The organism is Demequina aurantiaca (genome assembly GCF_000975135.1).
GTDB lineage: Bacteria > Actinomycetota > Actinomycetes > Actinomycetales > Demequinaceae > Demequina > Demequina aurantiaca.
Window position 1 is genome coordinate 75,882 of record NZ_BBRF01000002.1, and the last position, 23,553, is coordinate 99,434.

The following is a 23,553-nucleotide window of genomic DNA, read 5'->3' on the forward strand; positions in this document are numbered from 1 at the left end:
CGACCATCGGGACGGGGCCGCGGCTGACTCGTCATCGGCCCCGCCGCCGATGCCGCGGCTGGGTTGGGATGGCCCGTCGGCCGCGCGTCTGCTCGCCGCCGCGATGGTCTGTGGCGCCGCGATTCTGCTGTTTGCCGTGCACGTCCGACCGTGGGGCTACATCCCGCTCGTCCTTGGAGTGGCACTCGCCTTCGCTGTCGACCGCCGCCTCGCCCGCGACCTCGGGCTCATAGCGCTCGCCCAGGTCATCATCTCGACCATCTCGCTGCACGCGGACCTCTCCGATGCCGGCATGGCGCGCTTCACCGTGGTGCTGTCACTGGCAGTGCTGGTGCCGTGGGCCATCTCGCGCTTCGTGTTTCGCGACCGTAGCATCGTCTTCCCCGTGGGCACCGGAAAGCGCTGGACGCGACCGCAATGGCTGTACCTTGGCATCGTCGTCGTGTTCGGGTATCTGGTTCTACCCGTGTATTTCATCGGCTCCGGCGCGTACCACAACTGGCCGGACCTCGACGGTGACGGAGACATCGGCCGACTATTCGTGGGTGTGAACGCGGTGGGCCTGTGGGACGAACTGTTCTTCATCTGCGTGGTGTTTGCCCTCCTGCGGTCGCACTTCCCCATGTGGGTGGCGAACGTGCTGCAGTCGCTCGTGTTCGTGTCGTTCCTGTGGGAGTTGGGGTACCGCGAGTGGGGTCCGCTGCTGACGATCCCCTTCGCGCTGGTGCAGGGGTGGATCTTCTCGTGGACCAAGTCGCTGCCCTATGTAGTCACGGTGCATCTGCTCTTTGACGCGGTGGTGTTCGCGGTACTCGTGCACGCCCACCACCCCGAACTATTCGACATCTTCATCACCGCCCCCGCCGTTGGACCATAGGTCGCGGGTCGTCGTGCGCCACCGGCGCGGCCTAATAGGGGAAGATAGTCACATGAGCGACTCCATTCGAATTCACGGCGGCAAGCCGCTCGAGGGTGAGATTTCCGTACGCGGTGCCAAGAACTTCGTCTCCAAGGCGATGGTTGCGGCGCTGCTCGGCTCGACACCCTCGATGCTGCGCAACGTTCCCGACATCCGCGACGTAGGGGTCGTGTCAGGCCTCCTTCGCCTGCACGGCGTCGACCTGGATTACGACGTCGACGCCGGCACCGTGTCGATGGACACCACGAGCCTGAATTCCGCCGAGGCGATCGATATTGCGGCGCACGCCGGATCCTCGCGCATCCCCATCCTGCTGTGCGGCCCGCTACTGCATCGTCTGGGTGAGGCCGTCATTCCCGACCTGGGTGGCTGCCTGATCGGCGACCGCCCCATCGACTTCCACCTGGAAATCCTGAAGAAGTTTGGCGCCACGGTAGCCGAGTCCGGAGACGGCCTCCACCTGACGGCCCCCAACGGCCTCAAGGGCATCCGTCACGAGTTGTCGTACCCCTCCGTGGGAGCCACCGAGCAGTTGCTGCTGACCGCCGTCATGGCCGAGGGCATCACGTTGCTGGAGAATGCCGCAGTGGAGCCAGAGATCAAGGATCTGATCGACACGCTGCAGAAGATGGGCGCCATTATCTCGGTCGACACCGACCGCACCATTCAGATCGAGGGTGTCAAGGAGATGCGCGGGTACGATCACACCGCGCTGTGCGACCGCATCGAAGTGGCCTCCTGGGCGAGTGCCGCGCTAGCCACCAAGGGCAACATCTTGGTGCACGGCGCGCAGCAGCGGTCCATGGGCACGTTCCTGAACGTCTTTCGCAAGGTAGGTGGAGAATTCGACGTCGTCGAGGGTGGCATCCGGTTCTATCACCCGGGCGGCGAACTGCACTCGATCGCGCTACAGACGGACGTCCACCCCGGCTTCATGACGGACTGGCAGCAGCCGCTCGTCGTGGCCCTCACGCAGGCCAAGGGCCTCAGCATCGTCCACGAGACGGTGTACGAGAAGCGGTTTGGCTTCACGCACGCACTCAACGCGATGGGCGCGCAGGTGCAGTTGTTTAGCGAGTGCTTGGGGGACCGCACCTGCCGCTTTGGTCAGCGCAACTTCAAGCACTCCGCCGTGATCTCCGGCCCCACACCGCTGACCGGAGCCGACATCGAGGTACCCGACCTGCGTGGCGGCTTCTCCCACCTGATCGCGGCGCTGGCCGCGACAGGGACCTCCAACGTGTCGGGCATCGGCATCATCGACCGTGGTTACGAGAACTTCCGCGCCAAGCTTGTGGCGCTCGGCGCCAGCATCGAGTAGCCGCGTATGGCAACCGGAATTTCCCGGTGCTATCGCGCGGTGGCGTGCGTGTTGCGCCCCATCGTCTCCGCCATGACGCGCAAGGACTGGCACGGCGAGGCGAACTTGCCGCGCGACACCGGCTACATCGCCGTATCCAACCATGTGTCCTACGCGGATCCCATTACGTTTGCGCACTTCCTCTACAACAATGGCCACCCCCCACGGTTCCTCGCCAAGTCGAGCCTGTTCGACATCCCCATCGCCGGCAAGCTGCTGCGCAACCTGGACCAGATTCCTGTGTATCGCGGCACCAAGCGCGCCCGCGATGCGCTTGACATGGGTGCCGTGGCGCTCGATCGCGGCGACATGATTGCGGTCTTCCCCGAGGGCACGCTGACGAAGGACCCTCAGATGTGGCCCATGGTGGCCCGCACCGGCGCAGCTCGCATGGCGCTCGAGCAGAACGTGCCCGTCATCCCGATCGCCCAATGGGGCGCCCACGAGCTGTTGAGCCCGTATTCCAAGGTGCTCAAGCCATTTCCGCGCAAGAAGATCACCGTGATTGCCGGTCCGCCGGTCGATCTTGACGAATTCCGCGGCAAGCCCATTGACTCGGTGTTGCTGCGTGCGGCGACCAACAAGATCATGGCGACCCTCACCTCTATGCTGGAGGACATTCGGGGCGAGAGCGCTCCCGCCGAGCCGTTCAACATGCGAGACAGGAAGCGAGATCAATGACCAAGGCTGCTGTTCTGGGTGCAGGCGCGTGGGGCACCACCTTCGCGGCCGTATTGGCCGATGCCGGGACTGAGGTATCGCTGTGGGGTCGCGACGAGGCGGTCGTCGCCGGCATTAACAATGACCGCCGTCACGAGCGCGCGTTGCAGGGGCTCGAGTTGCCGTCAGGCATCGACGCCACCACGGTGATGGACGATGCCCTCGCAGGCGCGGACATCGTTGCCGTGGCCCTTCCCTCGCAGCATGTGCGTTCCATCCTTGCCGGGCACGAGGGTGCGCTGCCGGACAGCGCCATCGTGACGTCACTCATGAAGGGGATTGAGCTCGGCACGCACGAGCGCATGAGCGAGGTCCTGGCAGACGTGTGGTCACTGCCCAACGAACGCCTCACCGTTGTCTCCGGACCTAATTTGGCGCGCGAGATCGCCGCCAAGCAGCCCACCGCTACGGTCGTCGCCGGCTACGATGCCGATGCCGCCGTGCTCCTGTCCGAAGCCACTGCGTCGTCCTACTTCCGCCCATACACGAACACCGATGTGGTGGGCGTCGAGCTGTGTGGCGCGTACAAGAACATCATCGCCGTTGCCGTAGGCGTGGCCGCGGGACTCGGCTTTGGCCACAACACCACTGCAACCGTCATTACCAGGGGTCTCGCGGAGATCACGCGGTTGGGTCTGGCACTGGGAGCAACCCCAGAGACGTTCTCTGGCCTGGCAGGAATGGGCGACCTCATCGCGACCTGTGCCTCGCCGCTGTCGCGCAATCACACGCTTGGCGCGCACATCGGCCGAGGCGCGAGCCTCGACAACGCCATCGCCCTCACCGGCGGTACCGCGGAGGGCGTCAAGACCTCGCTCTCGGTGCGTGAACTCGCAGCGACCGTGGACGTCGACATCCCCATTTGCGACGCCGTCGTGGCCATGCTGCACGAAGGCAAGCCCAAGGAGTCCGTGCTGCAGGCGCTGCTCGCGCGACCCCGCAAGGCGGAAGGCGTCTAAGCCCATGAGCAAGCCCACCGTTGCCGTCGCCTTTGGCGGTCGCTCGTCCGAGCACGGAGTCTCGTGTGTCACCGCGGGTGGGGTGCTCGGCGCCATCGACCGCGACAAGTGGAACGTCGTCGCCCTTGGCATCACCTCTGACGGCCGCTGGACGGTCGCGAGCGACGAGCCCAGCGACTGGGCGATCACGGACGGCGCGCTGCCGACGGTCGCAAACGACGGAGAGACCGTCCTGCTCCCCGTGAGCGCCGGTAGCCGGACGTGGCGCGTCGAGGGCCACGACGGCCGGGTCCGCCATCTCGCGGATATTGACGTGGTGTTTCCCGTGTTGCACGGTCCCTTTGGCGAGGATGGCACTCTGCAGGGTGCGCTAGAACTGCTGGACGTCCGGTACGTGGGCGCGGGAGTTCTCGCGTCAGCAGTAGGCATGGACAAGCAGTTCATGAAGACCGCATTCAAGGACGCCGGACTCCCGGTCACGCCGGACGTGGTGCTGTACCCGGGTGAACACCCGGAAGGTCACATGGCAGACATTGAGGCGCTCGGACTGCCGCTGTTCGTCAAGCCCGCGCGAGCAGGGTCCTCCATGGGAATCTCGCGAGTCGACGACCTCGCCGAGCTCGATGCCGCCGTCGACGAGGCCGTGAAGCACGACCCCAAGGTGCTGATCGAGCGCGGCGTGAGTGGACGCGAGATCGAGACCGCCGTGCTCGCCACCGAGACCGAGGTGAGAGTTTCTCCCGCAGGAGAGATCGTCACGGGCGGAGACTACGATTTCTACGACTTCGAGGCGAAGTACCTGGACGATGGCGATGTGAGGCTGCTGTGCCCCACCACACTGCCGGCGGGGGTCGCCGATGTGGTGGCCGACTACGCGCGCCGCGCCTTCAGGGCGGTAGGGGCCGAAGGGCTCGCGCGCGTGGACGTCTTTGTCAGCGAGGACGGCACCGTGACCGTCAACGAAATCAACACCATGCCTGGGTTCACCACCACGAGCATGTACCCGCGTATGTGGGCGTCAGCCGGGGTTGACTACCCCGAACTGGTGCAGACCCTTCTCGAGACTGCTCTCGAGCGCCGCATTGGGCTCCGCTAAACACTCTCGGCAAGCGTCACCGGACCGCGAGGAAACGGCGGCTGCGACAGACGTGCATTGAGGGACCGCTACGGAGTAAGGCTGGGAGTCAGCGGCACTCGAGGCCGTTGGTCGGGGCCAAGGCAGCCGCGTCGGAGACCTCGGCGAGGACGTCACCCACTGCGGCATCGGCGCGGATTTTTGGCACGCGCATCTCGAGTGCGGGCGAGTGCCCAAAGGTGACTGCGAGCCAGTCGTCGCCATCCTCCTCGATGAGCCACCCCATCGTGACGGAAGGGGTCTTCACCTCGGTGCAGGATTCCGCCGTGGGGCCTGGTGGCTCCACGCCGCACCGCGCAACAATCGGAAAGTCGTCGCCCCACGAACTCGTCGCCTGCGACGACGTCGCGTGCACGTCGAGTCCACCCAAGTGATCCGGTACGGAGAGCATCACATCCGCGCAGTCGGGGTCAGCGGCGTACGGCGCCGGATCTACGATCAGCGGCTGCGTGCATCCGGCGAGTGCGAAGGCGGAGAGGACGGCCAGGGCCGCGATTCGAGCGCGAAGCATGGCTCAAGCCTACGGCCGCCGCGATCGTGTCCGGCACGCCTTGCGACGACCGGTAACGTCAGAGCGTGATCACCGTGCGCGAGCTCGTCTCTGACCTGCCGCACAGGCGCGCCTTCGCGCTGGCATGGCCCGCGATCCTGTCCAACATTTCGGTGCCGCTCGTAGGACTGGTGGACACCGCGATGCTGGGGCACTTCTCCGATGAACTCAACCTGGGTGCGGTGGCGCTCGGGGCCACCGTCTTGGGTGCGGTGTTCTGGTTGATGTCGTTCCTCCGCACGGGAACAACGTCGCTGGTGGGTAGGGCGCTCGGGGCAGGTCGCGCTGATGCCGCGCTCACCCACGGGCAACGTGCCGCCCTGCTCGCTTTGATCATGGGTGCCGTCGTGCTACTGATTCAGGCACCGGTGGTGCCGTGGATCATGGACTTCCTGACGCCGGATGGTGCTATCTCCTCAGTCGCGTCTCAGTACACATCGATCCGCCTCGCCTCCGCGCCTGCGGTGCTGCTCACGCTGGTAGTGACGGGTTGGTTCATCGGTGCGGGCGACACCAAGCGCCCGCTTGCCACAGTGGCCGTCGTGGCGACGATCAACATCGTGCTGGATGCGACCTTCGTCGCCGGCCTGGGTTGGGGCGCTCAGGGTGCTGCCGCCGCCACGGTGATCGCGGAGTGGGCGGGACTCGCCGTCGCGCTGTGGCTGTGGTGGCGCATGGCCGGCCCGGCACTTCGCGCCGGCGTCACCAAGCTCCGTGGTCGCGGCCTGCGCCGAGGTTGGACGGCGCTGATGGGCATGAACCGCGACATTTTCCTGCGCACGCTCATCCTCTACGCCGTGATCACGTTTGTCACCGCGTACGGGTCACACATTTCTCCCACAGTGCTGGCCGCGAACGCGATCCTCATGCAGTTGATGTACCTGGCGTCCTACGGACAGGACGGCTACGCGGCGGCCGCCGAGTCGATGGCTGCGCGCGAGATCGGCGAGGGTGACGTCCCAGGCCTGCACCGCGCGGTCGCCGCGGCTACGCTGCCCGCGTTCGCCATCGGGGGTGCGTTCACTCTTGCGTACCTGCTGGCGGGGCCCGCTTTCATCGGGATTCTCACGTCCTTGCCGGACGTCACCGAGGCAGCGCTAGCCGCGCTGCCATGGGTGGCGGTGCTTCCTCTCGCCTCTGCGGGGGCGTACCTGTTCGATGGCGTGTTTCTCGGTAGCGGCAAGGTGGGATGGATGGTGCTGGGCATGGCCATCTCGGCTGCGATCTTCGCGCTCGCCTGGTGGCTGGGCTCGACCACCGATGACCCGAATGGCAACCTGTGGCGCGCGTTCGCGATCTTTAACTTTGCCCGCGGCGCTACCTTGGGGATTGCGTATTGGCGCCAGAGCGTAGCTGGCACATGGCTCACGGGCACGCGCGCGCATTAGCGTGACTCGTGGGAACGCTCATCGCCCGTAGGCTCGTACCTATGACAGACATCGGTCCCAGCACGACCATCGGCGAGATTGACGAGGATGCCCTCATTGCCCTCTTTGCTCCCCGGCTCCCACGCTCCGACGCAGAGATTCTTGGCCCGGGCGACGATGCTGCGGTGCTATCAGTTGATGGCAATCTGGTGGTTTCCACGGACGTGCTGATCGAGAACAGACACTTCCGCACCGAATGGTCCTCCGGCGCAGACGTCGGCTGGCGTGCGGCGATGCAGAACTTGGCGGACATCGACGCGATGGGCGCCGTTCCGACTGCTCTCCAGGTCACCCTTGCCGCCCCTGCGCACACCCCGGTGCAGTGGGTACTCGACTTTGCCGACGGGCTGCGTGAGGCGTGCGAGCCGCATGGCGTGGGTGTCGTGGGCGGCGACCTCAGCGGCGCGAGCGAGATCTGCATCTCGGTGACGGCCATGGGCGAGACGCACGGCACGGAGCCCATCACCCGAGCCGATGCCGTGGACGGCCAGGTGGTGGCGGTCGCCGGTCCGCTCGGCGGGGCAAGGGCAGGGCTCGAACAGCTCACGCGTGGCGAACGTATCGATGCGGAAAGCATCGGCCTGTTCCTGAGGCCCAGCCCGCGCATCGGCGCTGGTCTTGAGGCGGCGCTGCACGGCGCGACCGCCATGATGGACCTGTCAGATGGGCTCGTGCGCGACGCGACCAGGATGGCACGGGCCTCCGAGGTGGGAATCGACATTGAGTCGGCGCTGCTGCCCGTGCACGACGGTGCACGCAAGGTGGCGGTCGCTCTTCAACTGGACCCACGCCCGTGGGCGCTGGCTGGGGGAGAGGACCACCACATGCTGGCCGTCTTCCAGCGCGAGTCCGCGGTGCCCGAGGGGTGGACCGTCGTAGGCGTGACGTCGGACGCGTTCAGCGGCGTGCGCGTCGATGGCGAGGAGCCCACGGTGCGCGGCTGGGATCACTTTGCCGGCTAGGTGCGGCAGGACGTGAACCCGAACGGGGAGTTATTGCCGTTCAAGCATCGGCCGCGGGGGCATGAAAAAAGCGGACGCTCCCCAGGGGAACGCCCGCCTTCCGCGGAAAGACCGCGTTAGATGTTGCGGGTCACCTTGCCGGCCTTGAGGCACGACGTGCACACATTGAGGCGCTTGGGGGTACCGGAAACAATCGCGCGGACGCGCTGGATGTTCGGGTTCCAGCGACGCGAGGTGCGGCGGTGAGAGTGCGAAATAGAGTTACCGAAGGACGGCTTCTTGCCGCAGACTTCGCAGTTGGCAGCCACGATAGATCTCCTAAAATAATGCGCGATTCATTACTGAAATGTCGCGCCACGATGTTCTGCCCGGTACTCGGGCAACCGCACAAGAGTATCTGACGAATGCCCTTCGCGCCAAACCTGACATGACATTGCCTCGTAAATGCGCGCCAAGTCGGTGTGTCGTGCCACCATTGTGCTCAAGAAGTTCGCGTCGCGCGGACTGGATCGAGCGTAAAAGTCGACGATGGAAGGTGAACGCGTGAGCGAAACCGCGAACCTGCGTCATTGGCTTGAGTCCGGGGCCAAGGCTATCAAGGGCGCGCGCACCAAACTGGACTCCATCAACGTCTTCCCCGTGCCGGACTCCGATACGGGCACCAACATGTACCTCACGCTCCAGGAGGGGAACCGAGCGGTCTCGCGACTGCCCTCCACCGCCTCGCACCGAGAGGTTGTTGCGGCGTTCGTGCGCGGCGCACTGATGGGGGCGCGCGGTAATTCTGGAGTGATTGTCAGCCAGTACCTCAGTGCCTTCCTCACGGGCCTCGACGAGCGGGGAGGGCTCGACAAGGTGGGGGCACAGGGCATTGCCGAGGCACTCGACGAGGCGGCCGATGCTGCCTACGGGGCCGTGCTCGACCCCGTCGAGGGCACTATTTTGTCCGTTGCTCGTGCCGCGGCCAAGGGAGCGGCGGACACGTTGCCCTCGAAGCCCGATCGCTCCACGGCCATCGTCGCCGCGGTGCTGGCGGCCCGTACCGCTCTCGCCCAGACCCACGAAGATCTCCCGAGCGCCAAGGCCGCCGGTGTGGTTGACGCTGGCGCCGCGGGACTGGTCCTCCAACTGGAGTCGCTCGCCGAGAACATTGCCGGTGCCGACGCCCTGGACGCCCTCGACGAGGTCGACTGGGAAATCCGTGGCGGACGTGAGCGAATTGGCAGAGACGAGCTTGCGCACACCGGCCATGCGCACGGCGGCGCTTATGAGGTCATGTTCGTGGTTGCGCACGACTCGGGAGCCGGCGCGACCCTGCGTGATCAGCTCGGAAAGATTGGCGATTCCGTGGCCGTCACGGGATCGCATGGGCTCTGGCAGGCCCACGTACACACCGATGCCCCGCACCTCGCGGTGGAGGTCGCCCACGCGCACAGGTCGTACCAAATGCTCGTGAGGAACGTTGCCCTGAGTCACATTGGGGACCGAGCCTCGACGGGGGTGGTGGCGCTCACCACGTGCCCCGGCCTCGCAGAGCCGCTGGCTGATGCAGGCGCCGTGGTCTTGGTGGTTCCAGATCCCGCCGCGCTCAAGCCTCGCGCGCTGGTCCGCGCAGTCAAGGACGCCTCCGGTCGTGCCGCCGTGGTCGCGGCCGGACACCCCGCGCTGCGGGCCGCCGCTCTCAAGCTTGCGGACAAGCGCTCCAAGCCTGAGCTGACTGTGTTGCGGTGTACTCACGAGGCGCAGGTGGTGGCGGCCGTCGCCGCAAGCGCGCTCATCACCCCCGGTCAGGACATTGCTGAACAGATGGCCGAAGCAGTGGCTTCCACCGCGGTCGGTTCGAGCACGGGCGACGCGCTCGACGACGATGTCGACAGGCTGCTGAGCCGCTCTACCGAGGTCGTGACACTCGTGCTCGCAGACGGCATCAACCCCGGTATCGCGGATGCGGTGCGGCTTTCGGCGCGTACGACTGCTCCCGAGGCAGATATCAACGTCTATCTCGGTGGCCACTCAGAGCCCGCCGTATTGATCGGCGTCGAGAATCCGCCTGCGCACTAGCAATGAGCACAGCGTCAACGGGTTCTGAGGAGTCGGATTCAGGGGCACGTATGTCGGCTATGCAGGGCGGACCCGATGCCCAACTTAATCGTGAGCGCCAGCGTGAGTCGCTGACCAAGGTGCTCGGCGCACGTACCGCGAAGCAGTTGGCCAAGCTGTCGCTCGAAACAGTGGAAGATCTCCTGCGTCACTACCCTCGCCGCTACGGAGATCCGGGTCAACTCACGGATATCTCACAACTCAAGGTGGGCGAGCACGTCACCGTGATGGCACAGGTGAGAACCGCAACGATTCGTACGATGCGCTCGCGCGGGGGCGCCATGCTCCAAGCCACCGTGACGGACGGCGCTCACACGCTGCAACTCACCTTCTTCGCCAAGCGCGCTGGCGTGCTACGCATGCACGAGGACAAGTTGCGTCCGGGCCGGACGGGGCTCTTCACGGGCACGGTGGGGGAGTACCGCGGCTCTCGGCAGCTCACGCATCCCGACTATCTGATTGTGGGCGTGGATGCCGCGGACGAGGACGAGGCGGTGCTTGAGGCTTCGCGGCCCATCCCGTTCTATCCGGCGGCCGCAAGTGTGCCCACATGGCGCATCGGCCGCTCGGTTCGTACGGTGCTCGACCCTCTGCCGGACGACTACTTCGCCGACCCCATTCCTACCTTCTTGCTGGAGCGGCACGGCCACTTCCCTCTCATCCCGAGCCTGCGCGATGTTCACATCCCAGACGACTCAGCGGCGTGGAAGCGGGGTCGGGCGCGGTTTGTCTACGAGGAGGCGCTGATTCTTCAGTCCGCCCTCGCGCGTCGGCGCGTTGCACACGAGTTGCTCACGTCGGTGGCGCGACCACGACGCGCCGATGCCATGGCGGCTGCGTTCGACGCTCGCCTGCCGTTCCCGCTCACCCAGGGGCAGAGGGAGGTGGGCGAGCAGATCGCCACGGACCTTGAGCGCAACACTCCGATGATGCGGCTTCTGCAGGGTGACGTGGGCGCGGGAAAGACCGTCGTCGCGCTGCGGGCGATGCTGCAGGTCGTGGACGCGGGCGGCCAGGCGGCGTTGCTGGCGCCCACAGAGGTGCTCGCCGCCCAGCACCTCGTGACGCTTCGAGCACTGATGGGCCCGCTCGCCGAGGGTGGGATGCTGACCGGAGCTGCCGATGCCACGCGAGTGACGCTGCTGACTGGCTCGCAAGGCTCCAAGGCGCGGCGGGCCGCCTTGGCCGAGGCGGCATCGGGTGCGGCCGGAATTGTGGTGGGAACGCACGCACTACTCAGCGAGACTGTGCAGTTTGCGGACCTTGGGCTAGTGGTGGTGGACGAGCAGCATCGCTTTGGAGTCGAGCAACGAGACGAGTTGCGTGCTCGCGGCAACCGTCCGCCCCACATGCTGGTGATGACGGCGACACCGATTCCGCGCACGGTTGCCATGACGGTGTTCGGGGACCTCGAGACGTCGGTGTTGGCGGAGAAACCGGCGGGTCGCGCCGAGATCGCGACGCATGTGGTGCCCGCGGACAATCAGGCGTGGCTGACACGCGCGTGGAGTCGCATCCGTGAGGAGGTGGAGGCCGGGCGCCGCGCCTACGTGGTGTGCGCGCGCATCGATGGCGACACGGCGACCGAGAGCGACGACTCAGCCAACGATGCCCCCGATGTTGATGGTGCTCTCCTCGCTGCGGACGGTAGCCTCGACCTGGAGAACGGGACGCCGGCGAGCACATCGAAGACGCCGCTCGCGTCGGTCAGCGACACGGCGGCGATGCTCGGCGCTCGCCCAGAGCTTGCTGGCATCGGCATCGGGGTCATGCACGGCCGCCTGTCCGCGGAGGCGAAGGCCGAGGCGATGGGCCGCTTCGCGTCCGGCGAGACCCCCGTGCTGGTTTCCACCACGGTGATCGAGGTGGGCGTGGACGTGCCGCAGGCCACTGTGATGGTGGTGTTGGACGCCGACAATTTTGGAATCTCCCAGCTGCACCAACTCCGAGGGCGGGTGGGCCGTGCGGGCCACGACTCGCTGTGCCTGCTCATTTCGCGGGCGGAGGAGGGGTCCGTCGCCCAGGAGCGGCTTCAGGCGCTGGCGGCCACGACGGATGGGTTCGCGCTCGCGGAGACGGACTTGGAACTGCGCCGCGAGGGGGACGTGCTGGGCGCCGCACAGTCTGGTGGACGAAACTCATTGCGCCTGCTGCGCGTGGTGCGAGACGCGAAGGTCATCGACGCCGCACGGATCGATGCGCGCGAACTGGTGGCCGACGACCCAGAACTCACGGCCTACCCCGCGTTGGCACAGGCGATCGAGTCCTGGCTCGAACCCGCGCGCGAGGACTATCTCGAACGATCCTGAGGCTCGCGCGCTCTAGGCTGGGGGCATGACGCGCATCATCGCAGGCACCTTCGGCGGCCGCCGTATCGCTGTGCCGCCCAAGGGGACTCGGCCCACGTCTGATCGTGTACGAGAGGCGCTCTTCAGCCGGCTCGACCACTCCAACCTGCTACGCGGCGCTCACGTGCTGGACCTTTTCGCGGGATCCGGGGGACTGGGTCTCGAGGCGCTCAGTCGCGGCGCGGCGGAAGCCACGTTTGTCGAGGCGAATAGCAGTGCGGCTCGTGTGCTTCAGTCCAACATTCGCGAGCTCGGCGTGGGGACCAGCGCGACGCTCGTGCGCGAGCGAGTGCAGCCCTATCTGCAGCGCGGCGGCCCGTCCACCAAGGCCGACCTAGTGTTCGCGGACCCGCCCTATGACATCCCACGGGGCGAGATGGCGGACATGCTTGCCGCGCTCAAGCCGGCCCTCGCATCGGCCGCCGTGGTGGTGGTCGAGTGGTCCACCCGCGCCCCGTTGCCCGACTGGCCACACTTTCTGGTGCCGGTGGCGCGCAAGGAGTATGGCGAGACCGTGCTGCACTACGCCGAGTTCGACAAGCCCGCCGAGTTCGATGAGCCTGCGGAGTAGAGCGCCAGCCAGGACTTACTCGACGGTGTGCGGTAGCGTCGAGCCATGACAATCGCCGTATTTCCGGGCACATTCGACCCCATCACCCTCGGTCACGTGGACATCGCGGTGCGCGCACGCAAACTGTTCGATGAAGTCATCATCGGCGTCGCACACAACTCGTCCAAGTCGCCGCTTCTGAACGCGGAGGCGAGGCTCGACATTGCATCGGCCGTCGTCGCCCCCATCGACGGCGTGCGAGTGGAGATCGTCGACGGCCTGCTCGCCCAGTTCTGTGAGGAGCGCGGCGTGGGAGTCATCGTCAAGGGACTACGCGGGGGAGCGGACTACGACGCCGAGCTGCCAATGGCCCTCATGAACCGCTCGCTCACCGGGATTGAGAGCATTTTCATCGTGGGAGACAGCTCCCTCAGCCACGTGGCGTCATCGCTGGTGCGTGACGTCGCCAGGCATGGTGGGGACATCTCAGGATACGTTCCCGATGGCGTAGTTCCGGTGGTGGCCGACGCGCTTTCTCGCCAGTAGTGGGATTTGAGCCCCACGACACGGCACAGAGGTTGAGCAACCGCCCAACTTCCCGTAAAGTAAGTCGCTGGTCCTGCCTGTCATGGCGGGCCAAGGTCCACGAGGACTAAGGATTAGTGGGAGGCGCGTGTGACACACTCGCACCGCCCTGCCGCCTCGCCGTTGACATTCTCCATGCGGGATATGTCGCGGCGCCCAGGTGCGCAGCGGATGGAATCTCTCACCTTCCCGGCCCCCGTGGTGCTTGGCACCGACGTGATTGGAGTGCCGGTCGGTGGCGACGTGGAGCTCGAGTTGAGCTTCGAGTCGGTTTCCGACGGCATTTGGGTTTCTGGTTCCGTCAAGGCGCAAGCCGTGGGGGAATGCGTACGTTGCTTGGATGAGGTTCGGCTGGATGTCGATGCCCCGGTCCAGGGAATGTTCATGTTCCCCGACTCGCAGCGCGAGGCGGACGAGGAAGAATCAGAGGATGTTTTCGAGTTCGATGGCGAGACCATTGAGCTTGAGGAAGTAGTGCGGGACGCGGTGGCGACAAGCCTGCCGTACACCCCGCTGTGTTCGCCGGATTGCCCCGGATTGTGCGACCAATGTGGCGCGCGACTCGCGGATGATCCGGACCACGAGCACGAGGTGATCGACCCGCGGTGGTCGGCACTGCAAAATTTGCGAGACAATGAAGGCTGAACCAATACTGGTTTGACCGATACACGGGGATTTTTCCCAAGACAGAGATGAGTTAATCGTGGCAGTTCCGAAGCGCAAGATGTCGCGCAGCAACACCCGTGCGCGCCGTTCGCAGTGGAAGACCACCCCGTCGAACACCGCAACGTGCCCCTCGTGCAAGGCTCTCAAGCTGACGCACGTCGCATGCCCCTCGTGTGGCGCCTACAACGGCCGCCAGTACGCCGAGGCGCTGCGCACCGAGCACGAGGGCTAAAGGTTGCGCCGTGAGGCGCAGGGTGAGTCAATGAATATCCCAGGGCAGGCTGCGGCTGATGCTTTGGTGAAGCGGTTGGGTGTATCAATCGACCCCGATTTGCTCGTATTGGCGTTGACTCACCGTTCTTTCGCTTACGAGGCCGGCGGACTTCCCACCAACGAGCGCCTGGAGTTTCTGGGCGATTCGGTGCTGGGCATTGTCGTCACCAACAAGCTGTACCGCTCGCATCCCGATCTTCCCGAGGGTGACCTCGCGAAGATGCGGGCCGCGAGCGTGTCGCAAAAGGCACTCTCAGTTGTTGCCCGTGACGTTGGCCTGGGCCCGTGCATTCTGCTCGGCAAGGGTGAGCGCGCCACCGGCGGCGCGGACAAAGACTCGATCCTCTGCGACGGCCTCGAGGCAATCTTTGGAGCCATCTACCTGACGCACGGCATCGAGGTGGCCACCGACGCGATCCTGCGCATGGTGGGCCCCACGCTCGACGCCGCTGCGAACTCGGGTGTCGCGCTCGACTGGAAGACTTCTCTGCAAGAGGCCAGCGCCGAGCGCGGCCTCGGCAGCCCCGTCTACGAGGTCGTGGGCAGCGGCCCCGATCATGAACGAAGCTTCATCGCCACCGTGCTGATCGCCGGCGAGGCGCGTGGCACCGGCAAGGGCAGCGCAAAGAAGCACGCCGAACAGGATGCGGCTGCAGCCGCCTATGCAGCGCTCATCGCCGCCGATGCTGCGGCCTCCGGCACCACGCCTGCAGCCGATGCTGTGGTCGGCGACGTTCCTCCCTCGCCCACGCAGTAGCGCGGCAGTTAGACGTGCCCGAACTTCCCGAGGTCGAGACCGTGAGGGTGGGTCTCGAGCGCCTGATCGCGGGCGCAGTGATCGCGGACGTCGACATTCGTCGTGACTCCTGCGTGCGGCTGCTTCCCGGCGGGCCTCAGGAATTCCGTGCGACGGTGACAGGACAGCGCATCGTGGAGGCCGCACGCCGCGGCAAGTTCATGTGGCTCACGCTGGTACCGGCGGACGGCGCCGATGACATCCCACGCGAGGCGCTCTCCGTTCACCTGGGGATGTCCGGCCAGTTTCGGGTACACGAGGGTCCTTGGGTCGATGCCCCCGAGCCGCACTCACATTGCCGCGCGCGGATCTCGCTGCGCAGAGACGACGGCGCCCAGTTGACGGCGGACTTCCTGGACCAGCGCACGTTCGGCTACCTTCACGTGGAGCCGTTGGTCCCGACCCCAGGCCTAGACACCGATACCCGCCCCAATCGCGAGGCATCTGACGACGCAGTGCCGGCCGGCGCGGGTACCACGTGGTCGCTGTTGCCCGCATCGGTGGCGCACATCGGCCGCGACGCGTTGGACCCAAACCTGGATGCCGTGGTCGCGTTAGGTCTCTGGCGGCGCGGGTCACGCGGCATCAAACAGGTCTTGCTCGACCAGACGCTCGTCAGTGGCATCGGCAACATCTATGCGGATGAGGCGTTGTGGGCCGCGCGAGTCCATCCGGAGCGGCCCGCGCACGCAGTCACGCGCGCCACATCACAGGAGTTGCTCACGGCGGCCCGCCACGTGATGACCAGTGCGCTCGCTCAGGGCGGCACCAGTTTTGATGCCCTATACGTGAACGTCAATGGCGAATCCGGGTATTTCTCGCGCTCCCTCGAGGCGTATGGGCGCGAAGGCGAGCCGTGTAGCCGGTGCGGGACGGCACTGCTCCGCCAGAGCATCGGCGGCAGGTCGACTCATTGGTGCCCACGGTGCCAACGTCGGTGGTCCGGGCGCCGAGCGCGGTAGCATCGAGCCATGCCCGACATTACCGTGATGGTCCTGGACGACCACGAGGTTGTCCGCCGTGGAATCTGCGACATCCTGGAGCGTGCCGACGGCATCGAAGTGGTGGCTGAAGCAGCGACCGTGGCGCAGGCGATCCGTCGCGCGGATGCGGTGAAGCCGCAGGTGATCCTGTCGGATCTCCGCCTTCCCGATGGCACCGGGTTGGACGTCGTCGAGCACGTCCGGAGTTCGCTGCCGGACACCCGTATCGTGGTCCTCACGAGTTACGATGACGATGGCGCCAAGGCCGCTGCCCGCGCCGCCGGTGCCGACGTGTTCCTCGCCAAGACGGCATCGTCGGCGCAGATGCTTCAGGCGGTGCGCGACGCGGCCTCGGGACGCGAGCACGGCCAGCACATCTCGGTGCACGAGGACGACGACATCGCCTCGTTGACGCCCATGGAGCGGCGTGTGCTTGAGAAGGTGGGGGAGGGGCTCTCCAACCGCGAAATCGCGGACGCCTTAGGCGTCGCCGAGAAGACTGTCAAGAATCACGTCACTGCTGTCCTCGCCAAAATGGGACTGCAGCGGCGCACGCAGGTGGTTGCGTGGGCGACCGCCAAGCGCAGCCAGGCCTTCGACGGTTAGCGATACGGCGACCAGTAGGTCGAGTTCGCGGAAGTAGTTGCGCGCGAAATCTGACCCCAAGCGCCGCCCCGTGAGAGTGCCGCACGATCTTGCTGGCACGCGTCAAGCGACCAGCCGCATGGTCGAGAGATCGTTATGTCGGCGTTCGTCAAAAGTTGGCGCGTTGGGCGTGTCGGCGTCGTCGCCGCGTTGTCGAAACGCTTCCGCGAATCTACCTCTATTCGCTCAATTATCAGGGAATATGTTCTCCTAGGTCCGCCATGAGCGTCGTCTCTTATCACGACAGGCACTTTTGCGCCCGACTTCAACAATTGAAAGATAACAATATTTGGTTTGTGTTGACACAAAACATATTGCTCCGTAGCGTGACGGCCAATGACCTGGCACGAGTTGTGTCCTCGTCATATCCGATGCAGTTGACGCGGTGCCGCAAAGACGCGGCGCTCGAGAGGAAGATATTCCGTGTACAGAGTCGTACAACGTCCTAGTCTCCGGTTGACATCCGGCCTACTCAGCGGAGCACTCGTGCTCCCTCTCGCTGTACTCGCTACAGCACCCGCACAGGCAGCGACCATTCCAGCGTCGGGCCTCGACGCAGCGGCATTTGAGCTCGGTGCGGTGGCGCCGCTCGCCGTGGGCGAAGAGGAGCCAGAGTTCAAGGCTCTAGTTTTCTCTAAGACTGCTGGTTACACGCATACGTCGATTCCCACGGCGATCGCGGCAATTGAGCAGATGGGGGAGGACGAGGGCTTTGAGGTGGATTCCACTGATGACGCCGGCGCCTTCACTGCCGAGAACCTCGAACAGTACGACGTTGTGGTCTGGGTATCGACCACAGGTGACGTGCTCGACACAACGCAGCAGGAGGCGTTCGAAGGCTACATTCAGGGTGGTGGTGGTTACGCGGGAATTCACGCAGCGTCCGACACTGAGTACGACTGGCCCTGGTACGGCGACCTGGTAGGCGCCTACTTTAAGGGGCACCCTGCACAGCAGAACGCCGATGTCATCGTTGAGGACCATGCACACCCGTCCACGGAACACCTCCCCGAGGTCTGGACGCGTTTTGACGAGTGGTACTCATTCCAGGACAACCCCCGCAGCGACGTGCATGTGTTGGCGTCGGTGGACGAGTCCTCATATACCGGAGGCACGATGGGTGACGATCACCCCATCGCGTGGTGCCACAACTACGACGGTGGCCGATCCTGGTACACGGGCGGCGGGCACACCGACGCTTCGTACAGCGATCCTGCGTTCGCGACCCACTTGCTGCAGGGTATTCGTACCGCCGCTGGCGTCGAGAAGGCCGGGTGCAACGTCACTCAGAGCGACAGCTACGAACTCGTCACGCTGGACGGCGACACCGGAAACCCGATGTCCCTCAACGTGGCCGACGACGGCACGGTGTTCTACCTCGAGCGCAAGGGCACGGTGCGCCGCATCGACGCAGGTACTCAACAGCGTACTGACGCATTGGTACTCCCCGTGGCGCTGAGCGGCGAGGATGGCCTGCTCGGCATGGTCCTCGACCCTGAGTTCGAGACCAACAACTGGGCATATATCTACTACGCGCCGTTGACGCCAACGGCGGAGGATGGGCCTCACAACCGCATCTCGCGCTTCACCTATGATCCCGCAGCGGGGACCTTCGACGCGGAGTCGGAGATCGCCGTGCTGAAAATCACGACTCAGCGTGACGAGTGCTGCCACGCCGGTGGCGACATGGTCTTCGACCTCGATGGCAACCTAATTCTCGCCACGGGTGACAACACCAACCCCTTTAACTCGAGCGGCTACACGCCGATCGACGAGCGAGCCGGACGTTCCTCGTGGGACGCGCAAGGTACCTCGGGTAACACCAACGACCTGCGTGGAAAGATCGTTCGCATCACCCCACAGGCTGACGGTTCGTACACGATCCCCGCAGGCAACCTGTTCGACGAGACTGATGACGCGGACGACAAGACGCGGCCCGAGGTGTACGCCATGGGCTTCCGCAACCCCTTCCGCATTGGACTGGACCCGTATACGGGCAGCGTGCTCGTGGCCGACTATGGACCCGACGCCGGTAGCCGCAACGCAAACCGCGGCCCGGCAGCTACCACCGAGTGGAACATCGTGTCCGAGGCTGGCAACTACGGCTGGCCCTTCTGCACCGGAATTACCTGCTACAACGACTTCAACTTTGAGAATAATCAGTCGGGCTCGGTGTTCAACGCTGCGGCCATCACCAACGACAGCCCCAACAACACTGGGTTAACGACTCTTCCCCCGGTCATCTCTCCCGAGTACTACGGCGAGCGTGGACGCAACGACAACCCCTGGCCGCAGGTGGGCAACGGATCCGGGTACACCGGCGCGCCCATGGGTGGTCCCGTGTACGAGTATGACAAGGACCTCGATGTCGACACTAAGTTCCCCGAGTACTGGGACGGCAAGGCGTTCTTTGGTGATTGGAACACCGGCGAGGCGTTCTCGATTCAGATGAACCGTGAAGGCGCGCAACCCGGAACCGAGATCATGAAGATGGTTCCGATGCTGCCAGGCGTCATCGGCGACGAGTCCGGCTTTAACCGGGTGATGGACGCGGAGTGGGGCCCCGACGGCTCGCTGTATGTGATCGACTGGGGCTCCGGCTTCGGCGGCAACAACGGCAACTCAGGAGTCTTCCGCATTGACTACGTCGAGGGAAACCCCTCACCAATTGCTCGGGCAGCCGCTGACGTCACGCACACCGCAGACGAATCACTTGAGGTCAATTTCTCCTCGGAGGGTACGCGTCACCCCGCAGCGCTTCCGCTCGATTTTGAGTGGGACTTTGGCGATGGATCCGCAACCTCGAGTGAGCTGAACCCGACGCACACCTACAACGGTGTGGGTGAGTACACCGCTCAGCTGACGGTGACCGACCCCGATGGTCGTTTTGCCATCGCCACGGTGAACCTCGTGGTTGGCAACGCCCTACCCACCGTAAGCATTGTCTTCCCCGAACAGGGAGGATTCTTCTCCTGGGGTGACGAGGTCTCCTACAAGGTGATCGTGGACGACCCCGACGCATCCGGAGCTATCGACTGCGCCAATGTGCAGGTGCTTCCGGCGCTGGGTCACGACTCGCACCAGCACCCGATGAGCGAGCTGAATGGCTGCGAGGGCAAGATCCCCACGCAGCGTGACAGCGGACACGGTCTCACGGCCAACATCTTCTGGGTCGTGGACGTCCGCTACACGGATGACGGTGGCGCCGCAGGCGTCCCGCTGACCGCATATGGCACGAACGTTCTCAATTCGAAGCACTTCGAGGCTGAGTACTTCGACGAGACTGGCGGAGACTCTGAGGGAGTGCGTACCGAAGACACCGAGGATGAAGGCGGCGGACTCAACTTGTCCTACGTCGGCGCCGGCGACTGGTGGTCGTACGAGCCAGTCAACTTCAAGGGCATCACTGGCATCGAGATGCGTGGAGCATCTCCAAACAAGCCGGGCACCATCACGATGCACTGGAACGCGCCCGATGGCCCTGTTCTGGGGACCTTCACCTACACCAACACTGGTGGATGGCAGAAGTATCAGGACTTTGGCACTGAACTGACGGATCTTCCTACAGAAACCGGAACGCTATACTTCGTCAACTCAGGCGGCGAGGTCAACATCAACTACTTCGAGTGGACCGGGGTAGGTGTCGACAGCAACCAGCTGCCCGTCATCGACCTGGATGTTCCAGTAGTGTCCGGTGACGCGCCGCTGACGGTGGATGCCACCGCCACGGCGACTGACCCCGAAGGTACCGCGGTCACGCTGACGTGGAACCAGGGCACTGGCGCAGGATTCGTTGCAGGAGATGCCACCGAGCAGTTCGTGTATGACACGCCTGGCCAATACTTGCTGAGGGTACGTGCCACTGACGAGGAAGGCGCCTACGGAGAGGAAGAGGTCACGATTAACGTGACTCAGGCCGGCGGAAACACGGGCACGCACATGTGCTTCAGTGGTCGCTCGGACGACTTCCTTGACGACACGCTCGATACCGACCGCTGGGACGGCATCGTTCGCGCCAACCAGGACGCCACTGTAAAGGACGGCAGCCTGGTCATCCCCGCAGGCAAGACCGACATCTACAAGGAAACGAACAATGTCGAGAACATCGTCTTGCAGGATGTTCCTGCAGGCGCATGGTCCGCGACGACCAAGGTGACCTTCCCTGCCAGGGACAAGTACCAGCAGGCCGGTCTCGTGATCTACGGAGATGACGACAACTACGCGAAGATGGTGCTCCAGGCACGCGGTGCTGACAACGCTGGCCAGCGCATTTTCCAGTTCGTGAGGGAGGAGGCGGGGGCTCCTAACGAAGTCGCGGCCTCCAACACCGCGAACCTGGGTGCCGAGTTCCCGGACACCTACTTTGTTCGCCTCACCAGCGACGGAACCAGTCTCAACGGTTGGTATTCAGAAGATGGTGTGGACTTCACGATGATGCCGGAGACCAAGCTGCTTGCGGGTATAGACAACCCCCGCATCGGCGTGGCCGCCTGGGCAAACGCGGCAGCTCCCATCACCCTGGTGGAGGCTGAGTTCGACTGGTTCCACATCACTCCCGACGACACCGCATCCGCGGTCGGGGGCCCGGATGACGAGTTCGACGGCTCTGCCCTCAACACGTGCATCTGGACTGTGGTGAACGAGGACACCGACGGCTACCGAGTGGCCGACGGTGAATTGCAGATCGACACCACCCCGTACGACATCTACGAAAGCGCAGCGGGCGACGTGACCAACTTCGTCGTCCAGGATGTCGAGGGGGACGAGTGGGTAGTCGAGACCAAGGTCGATGCCTCAGGGCTCGACCGTCGCTACCAGCAGGGTGGCCTGATTGTTCGGGCCGACGATGACAACTATGTGAAGTTGGACATCCTGGCCACGAACGCTGCTGGGTCCACTCTCAACCGCAACATCGAGATGCGCAGTGAGGTTGGCGGTGCGGTGCAACAGCCGCAACCCACAGTCAACGGTTTCTCCGGGGACATCGTTTCGCTCCGCCTTGAGCGCAGTGGCGATGACTTCACTGGCTACTACAGCGTTGACGGTGAATCGTGGACTCAGGTGGGGTCCGTCGCGATTACGAACGCGGCGGCAGCTACGGGCGAGGTTGGACTGTATGCCCTGGGCAACCCCGCGCAGGGATCCCAGATCAACACCGCGCACTTCGATTATTTCCGGGTGATTGAAGACACCGTGGTGGAGCCACTAGAGGTCTCCGCGGCCGTGAGCCCCGAGGACCCTTCGGGTGCGAACGGTTGGTACAACGGTGACGTCACGGTGGAGATCGATGTCACCGGTGGTGGCGAGAGCAGTGTGTACCGCGAGTGGTTGCTGGAAGGCACTCACGTATGGTCCGAGTACACCGCGCCTATCGTGGTGAGCGAAGACGGGGAACACACCATCTACTTCAAGGCGTCCAGCCCTGAGGCGGATGAGGTTGAGGGTGAGGTGTCGTTCAAGATTGACGCCACCAAGCCTTCGGTGACCGGTGCTGTCGCTGACTTGGAAGCTGATCCTCGTGTCTTTGAGGCGACGGCTACCGACGCTGGCAGTGGCGTGGAACTGACCGAGTACAGGATTGATGCTGGGGCATGGACTGAGTACACCGAGGGCGTCGAGCTCACGGATGCTGCGCAGACCATCGAGTTCCGTGCAACTGACGCGGCGGGCAATCTCTCCGCAGTGGGCAGTGCGGCAGTGCCAGCAGTGGAGGGTGAGGTGGAGGTTGCCGCTCCAGTCCTCACCAAGGTCGCGCCGACGTCAGGAACGACCGCAGGTGGAACCACGGTGACCCTGACGGGTACTGACTTCACCGGTGCTACCTCAGTCAAGTTCGATGGCAAGGCGGGCACCTCACTGTCCGTTGTGTCGTCGACCAAGATCACGGTCAAGACTCCCGCGCATGCGGCGGGTTCAGCCAACGTGGTGGTCACCACTGCGGCTGGAGTGTCTGCGGGGAAGTCGTTCACCTACGTTGCTCCGGTGGCGTCCAAGTCGTTTGCAGATGTCACGACGTCAACGAAGTTCTACAAGGAGATCCTGTGGCTTGCCAATGAGGGTGTCTCTACGGGTTGGGATACTCCTGCTGGTAAGGAGTACCGCCCGCTGGTGAGCGTCGAACGCAACGCGATGGTGGCGTTCATGTACCGGTATGCCGGTTCGCCTGCCGTGACATTGCCTGCGAAGTCTCCTTTTGCGGACATCACTCCGAGCACGAAGTTCTACAAGGAAATGGTGTGGGCTTCGCAGCAGGGAATCTCGACAGGTTGGCTTGAGAAGAACGGAACGAAGACGTTCCGTCCGTATGAGGCGATTACTCGTGATGCGATGGCGGCGTTCTTGTACCGCATGGCGGGCAAGCCGTCACACACTAGCCCGGCGTTGTCACCCTTCGTGGACATGACTCCTGCGAGCAAGTTCTACAAGGAAATCACGTGGTTGGCCGACACCGGTATCACCACTGGATGGGGTGTCAGCGGAGGTAAGGAGTACCGGCCCTTTAGCTTCACCAACCGTGACGCGATGGCGGCGTTCCTGTACCGCTTCGACCGACTAGGCAACTAGCCCAATGTGTG

The 23,553-nt window shown here is 64.5% G+C and carries 19 protein-coding genes; 17 read left to right on the forward strand and 2 right to left on the reverse strand.

Annotation, left to right across the window (positions count from 1 at the left end):
• Positions 1-49: 49 nt before the first annotated feature.
• The 5 genes from AOP73_RS08820 to AOP73_RS08840 are packed head-to-tail and all read left to right on the forward strand — an operon-like array spanning position 50 to position 5,054.
• Positions 50-877 (forward strand): CPBP family intramembrane glutamic endopeptidase, encoded by an 828-nt coding sequence (locus AOP73_RS08820; protein ID WP_061965672.1) that lies wholly within the window; start codon positions 50-52, stop codon positions 875-877.
• A gap of 52 nt (positions 878-929) precedes the next feature.
• Positions 930-2,240 carry a UDP-N-acetylglucosamine 1-carboxyvinyltransferase gene (gene murA / locus AOP73_RS08825; RefSeq protein ID WP_061965103.1) on the forward strand — a complete coding sequence of 437 codons (1,311 nt, stop codon included), beginning with the start codon at positions 930-932 and terminating at the stop codon, positions 2,238-2,240.
• Between the two features lie 6 nt (positions 2,241-2,246).
• A complete protein-coding gene (locus AOP73_RS08830; protein ID WP_061965105.1) occupies positions 2,247-2,960 on the forward strand; it encodes a lysophospholipid acyltransferase family protein in 714 nt (237 codons plus the stop codon).
• Entirely contained in the window at positions 2,957-3,958 is a 1,002-nt protein-coding gene (locus AOP73_RS08835; protein ID WP_061965107.1) for an NAD(P)H-dependent glycerol-3-phosphate dehydrogenase, read from the forward strand. Before AOP73_RS08830 ends, AOP73_RS08835 begins: the two co-directional genes overlap by 4 nt.
• 4 nt (positions 3,959-3,962) lie before the next feature.
• Positions 3,963-5,054: a D-alanine--D-alanine ligase family protein gene (locus tag AOP73_RS08840; RefSeq protein ID WP_061965109.1), complete on the forward strand. Its 1,092-nt coding sequence runs from the start codon at positions 3,963-3,965 to the stop codon at positions 5,052-5,054.
• 88 nt (positions 5,055-5,142) lie between these two features.
• Here AOP73_RS08840 and AOP73_RS08845 read toward each other — a convergent pair whose 3' ends face one another.
• Positions 5,143-5,604, reverse strand: a complete 462-nt coding sequence (locus AOP73_RS08845) for a DUF3515 family protein (RefSeq protein ID WP_061965111.1) — start codon at positions 5,602-5,604, stop codon at positions 5,143-5,145.
• A gap of 65 nt (positions 5,605-5,669) precedes the next feature.
• On the opposite strand from AOP73_RS08845, the gene AOP73_RS08850 reads away from it, so the two are divergent.
• Positions 5,670-7,031: an MATE family efflux transporter gene (locus tag AOP73_RS08850; protein WP_061965113.1), complete on the forward strand. Its 1,362-nt coding sequence runs from the start codon at positions 5,670-5,672 to the stop codon at positions 7,029-7,031.
• A gap of 41 nt (positions 7,032-7,072) precedes the next feature.
• Complete coding sequence (locus AOP73_RS08855; protein WP_061965115.1) at positions 7,073-8,032, forward strand: thiamine-phosphate kinase; 960 nt, start codon at positions 7,073-7,075, stop codon at positions 8,030-8,032.
• Between the two features lie 116 nt (positions 8,033-8,148).
• Here the strand turns inward: AOP73_RS08855 and rpmB are convergent, their stop codons facing one another.
• Positions 8,149-8,340 (reverse strand): 50S ribosomal protein L28, encoded by a 192-nt coding sequence (gene rpmB, locus AOP73_RS08860; RefSeq protein ID WP_061965117.1) that lies wholly within the window; start codon positions 8,338-8,340, stop codon positions 8,149-8,151.
• 235 nt (positions 8,341-8,575) lie between these two features.
• Between rpmB and AOP73_RS08865 the strand changes: the two genes are divergently transcribed.
• From AOP73_RS08865 to AOP73_RS08910, 10 genes are all read left to right on the forward strand, one after another.
• A complete protein-coding gene (locus AOP73_RS08865; RefSeq protein ID WP_061965119.1) occupies positions 8,576-10,093 on the forward strand; it encodes a DAK2 domain-containing protein in 1,518 nt (505 codons plus the stop codon).
• A gap of 50 nt (positions 10,094-10,143) precedes the next feature.
• Positions 10,144-12,441 carry an ATP-dependent DNA helicase RecG gene (locus AOP73_RS08870; protein WP_236683566.1) on the forward strand — a complete coding sequence of 766 codons (2,298 nt, stop codon included), beginning with the start codon at positions 10,144-10,146 and terminating at the stop codon, positions 12,439-12,441.
• Between the two features lie 25 nt (positions 12,442-12,466).
• Positions 12,467-13,051, forward strand: a complete 585-nt coding sequence (gene rsmD / locus AOP73_RS08875; RefSeq protein ID WP_061965123.1) for a 16S rRNA (guanine(966)-N(2))-methyltransferase RsmD — start codon at positions 12,467-12,469, stop codon at positions 13,049-13,051.
• 45 nt (positions 13,052-13,096) lie between these two features.
• Complete coding sequence (coaD, locus tag AOP73_RS08880) at positions 13,097-13,576, forward strand: pantetheine-phosphate adenylyltransferase (protein ID WP_061965125.1); 480 nt, start codon at positions 13,097-13,099, stop codon at positions 13,574-13,576.
• Positions 13,577-13,786: 210 nt separating this feature from the next.
• Positions 13,787-14,260 (forward strand): YceD family protein, encoded by a 474-nt coding sequence (locus AOP73_RS08885; RefSeq protein ID WP_236683567.1) that lies wholly within the window; start codon positions 13,787-13,789, stop codon positions 14,258-14,260.
• A gap of 58 nt (positions 14,261-14,318) precedes the next feature.
• Positions 14,319-14,513, forward strand: coding sequence for a 50S ribosomal protein L32 (gene rpmF, locus AOP73_RS08890; protein ID WP_061965127.1), 195 nt, complete (start codon positions 14,319-14,321; stop codon positions 14,511-14,513).
• Positions 14,514-14,543: 30 nt separating this feature from the next.
• Positions 14,544-15,311: a ribonuclease III gene (rnc, locus tag AOP73_RS08895; RefSeq protein WP_061965129.1), complete on the forward strand. Its 768-nt coding sequence runs from the start codon at positions 14,544-14,546 to the stop codon at positions 15,309-15,311.
• Positions 15,312-15,325: 14 nt separating this feature from the next.
• Positions 15,326-16,312, forward strand: coding sequence for a bifunctional DNA-formamidopyrimidine glycosylase/DNA-(apurinic or apyrimidinic site) lyase (gene mutM / locus AOP73_RS08900; RefSeq protein ID WP_061965131.1), 987 nt, complete (start codon positions 15,326-15,328; stop codon positions 16,310-16,312).
• Between the two features lie 9 nt (positions 16,313-16,321).
• Positions 16,322-16,939: a response regulator gene (locus AOP73_RS08905; protein WP_061965134.1), complete on the forward strand. Its 618-nt coding sequence runs from the start codon at positions 16,322-16,324 to the stop codon at positions 16,937-16,939.
• A 525-nt stretch (positions 16,940-17,464) separates the two neighbouring features.
• Entirely contained in the window at positions 17,465-23,542 is a 6,078-nt protein-coding gene (locus AOP73_RS08910) for a ThuA domain-containing protein (RefSeq protein ID WP_061965136.1), read from the forward strand.
• Positions 23,543-23,553 lie beyond the last annotated feature (11 nt).

Coding starts and splice junctions, on each gene's coding strand:
- AOP73_RS08820 (WP_061965672.1), top strand. CDS start 50: ATGCCGCGGCTGGGTTGGGATGGCCCGTCGGCCGCGCGTCTGCTCGCC.
- murA (WP_061965103.1), top strand. CDS start 930: ATGAGCGACTCCATTCGAATTCACGGCGGCAAGCCGCTCGAGGGTGAG.
- AOP73_RS08830 (WP_061965105.1), top strand. CDS start 2,247: ATGGCAACCGGAATTTCCCGGTGCTATCGCGCGGTGGCGTGCGTGTTG.
- AOP73_RS08835 (WP_061965107.1), top strand. CDS start 2,957: ATGACCAAGGCTGCTGTTCTGGGTGCAGGCGCGTGGGGCACCACCTTC.
- AOP73_RS08840 (WP_061965109.1), top strand. CDS start 3,963: ATGAGCAAGCCCACCGTTGCCGTCGCCTTTGGCGGTCGCTCGTCCGAG.
- AOP73_RS08845 (WP_061965111.1), bottom strand. CDS start 5,604: ATGCTTCGCGCTCGAATCGCGGCCCTGGCCGTCCTCTCCGCCTTCGCA.
- AOP73_RS08855 (WP_061965115.1), top strand. CDS start 7,073: ATGACAGACATCGGTCCCAGCACGACCATCGGCGAGATTGACGAGGAT.
- AOP73_RS08870 (WP_236683566.1), top strand. CDS start 10,144: ATGTCGGCTATGCAGGGCGGACCCGATGCCCAACTTAATCGTGAGCGC.
- rsmD (WP_061965123.1), top strand. CDS start 12,467: ATGACGCGCATCATCGCAGGCACCTTCGGCGGCCGCCGTATCGCTGTG.
- coaD (WP_061965125.1), top strand. CDS start 13,097: ATGACAATCGCCGTATTTCCGGGCACATTCGACCCCATCACCCTCGGT.
- AOP73_RS08885 (WP_236683567.1), top strand. CDS start 13,787: ATGGAATCTCTCACCTTCCCGGCCCCCGTGGTGCTTGGCACCGACGTG.
- rnc (WP_061965129.1), top strand. CDS start 14,544: ATGAATATCCCAGGGCAGGCTGCGGCTGATGCTTTGGTGAAGCGGTTG.
- AOP73_RS08905 (WP_061965134.1), top strand. CDS start 16,322: ATGCCCGACATTACCGTGATGGTCCTGGACGACCACGAGGTTGTCCGC.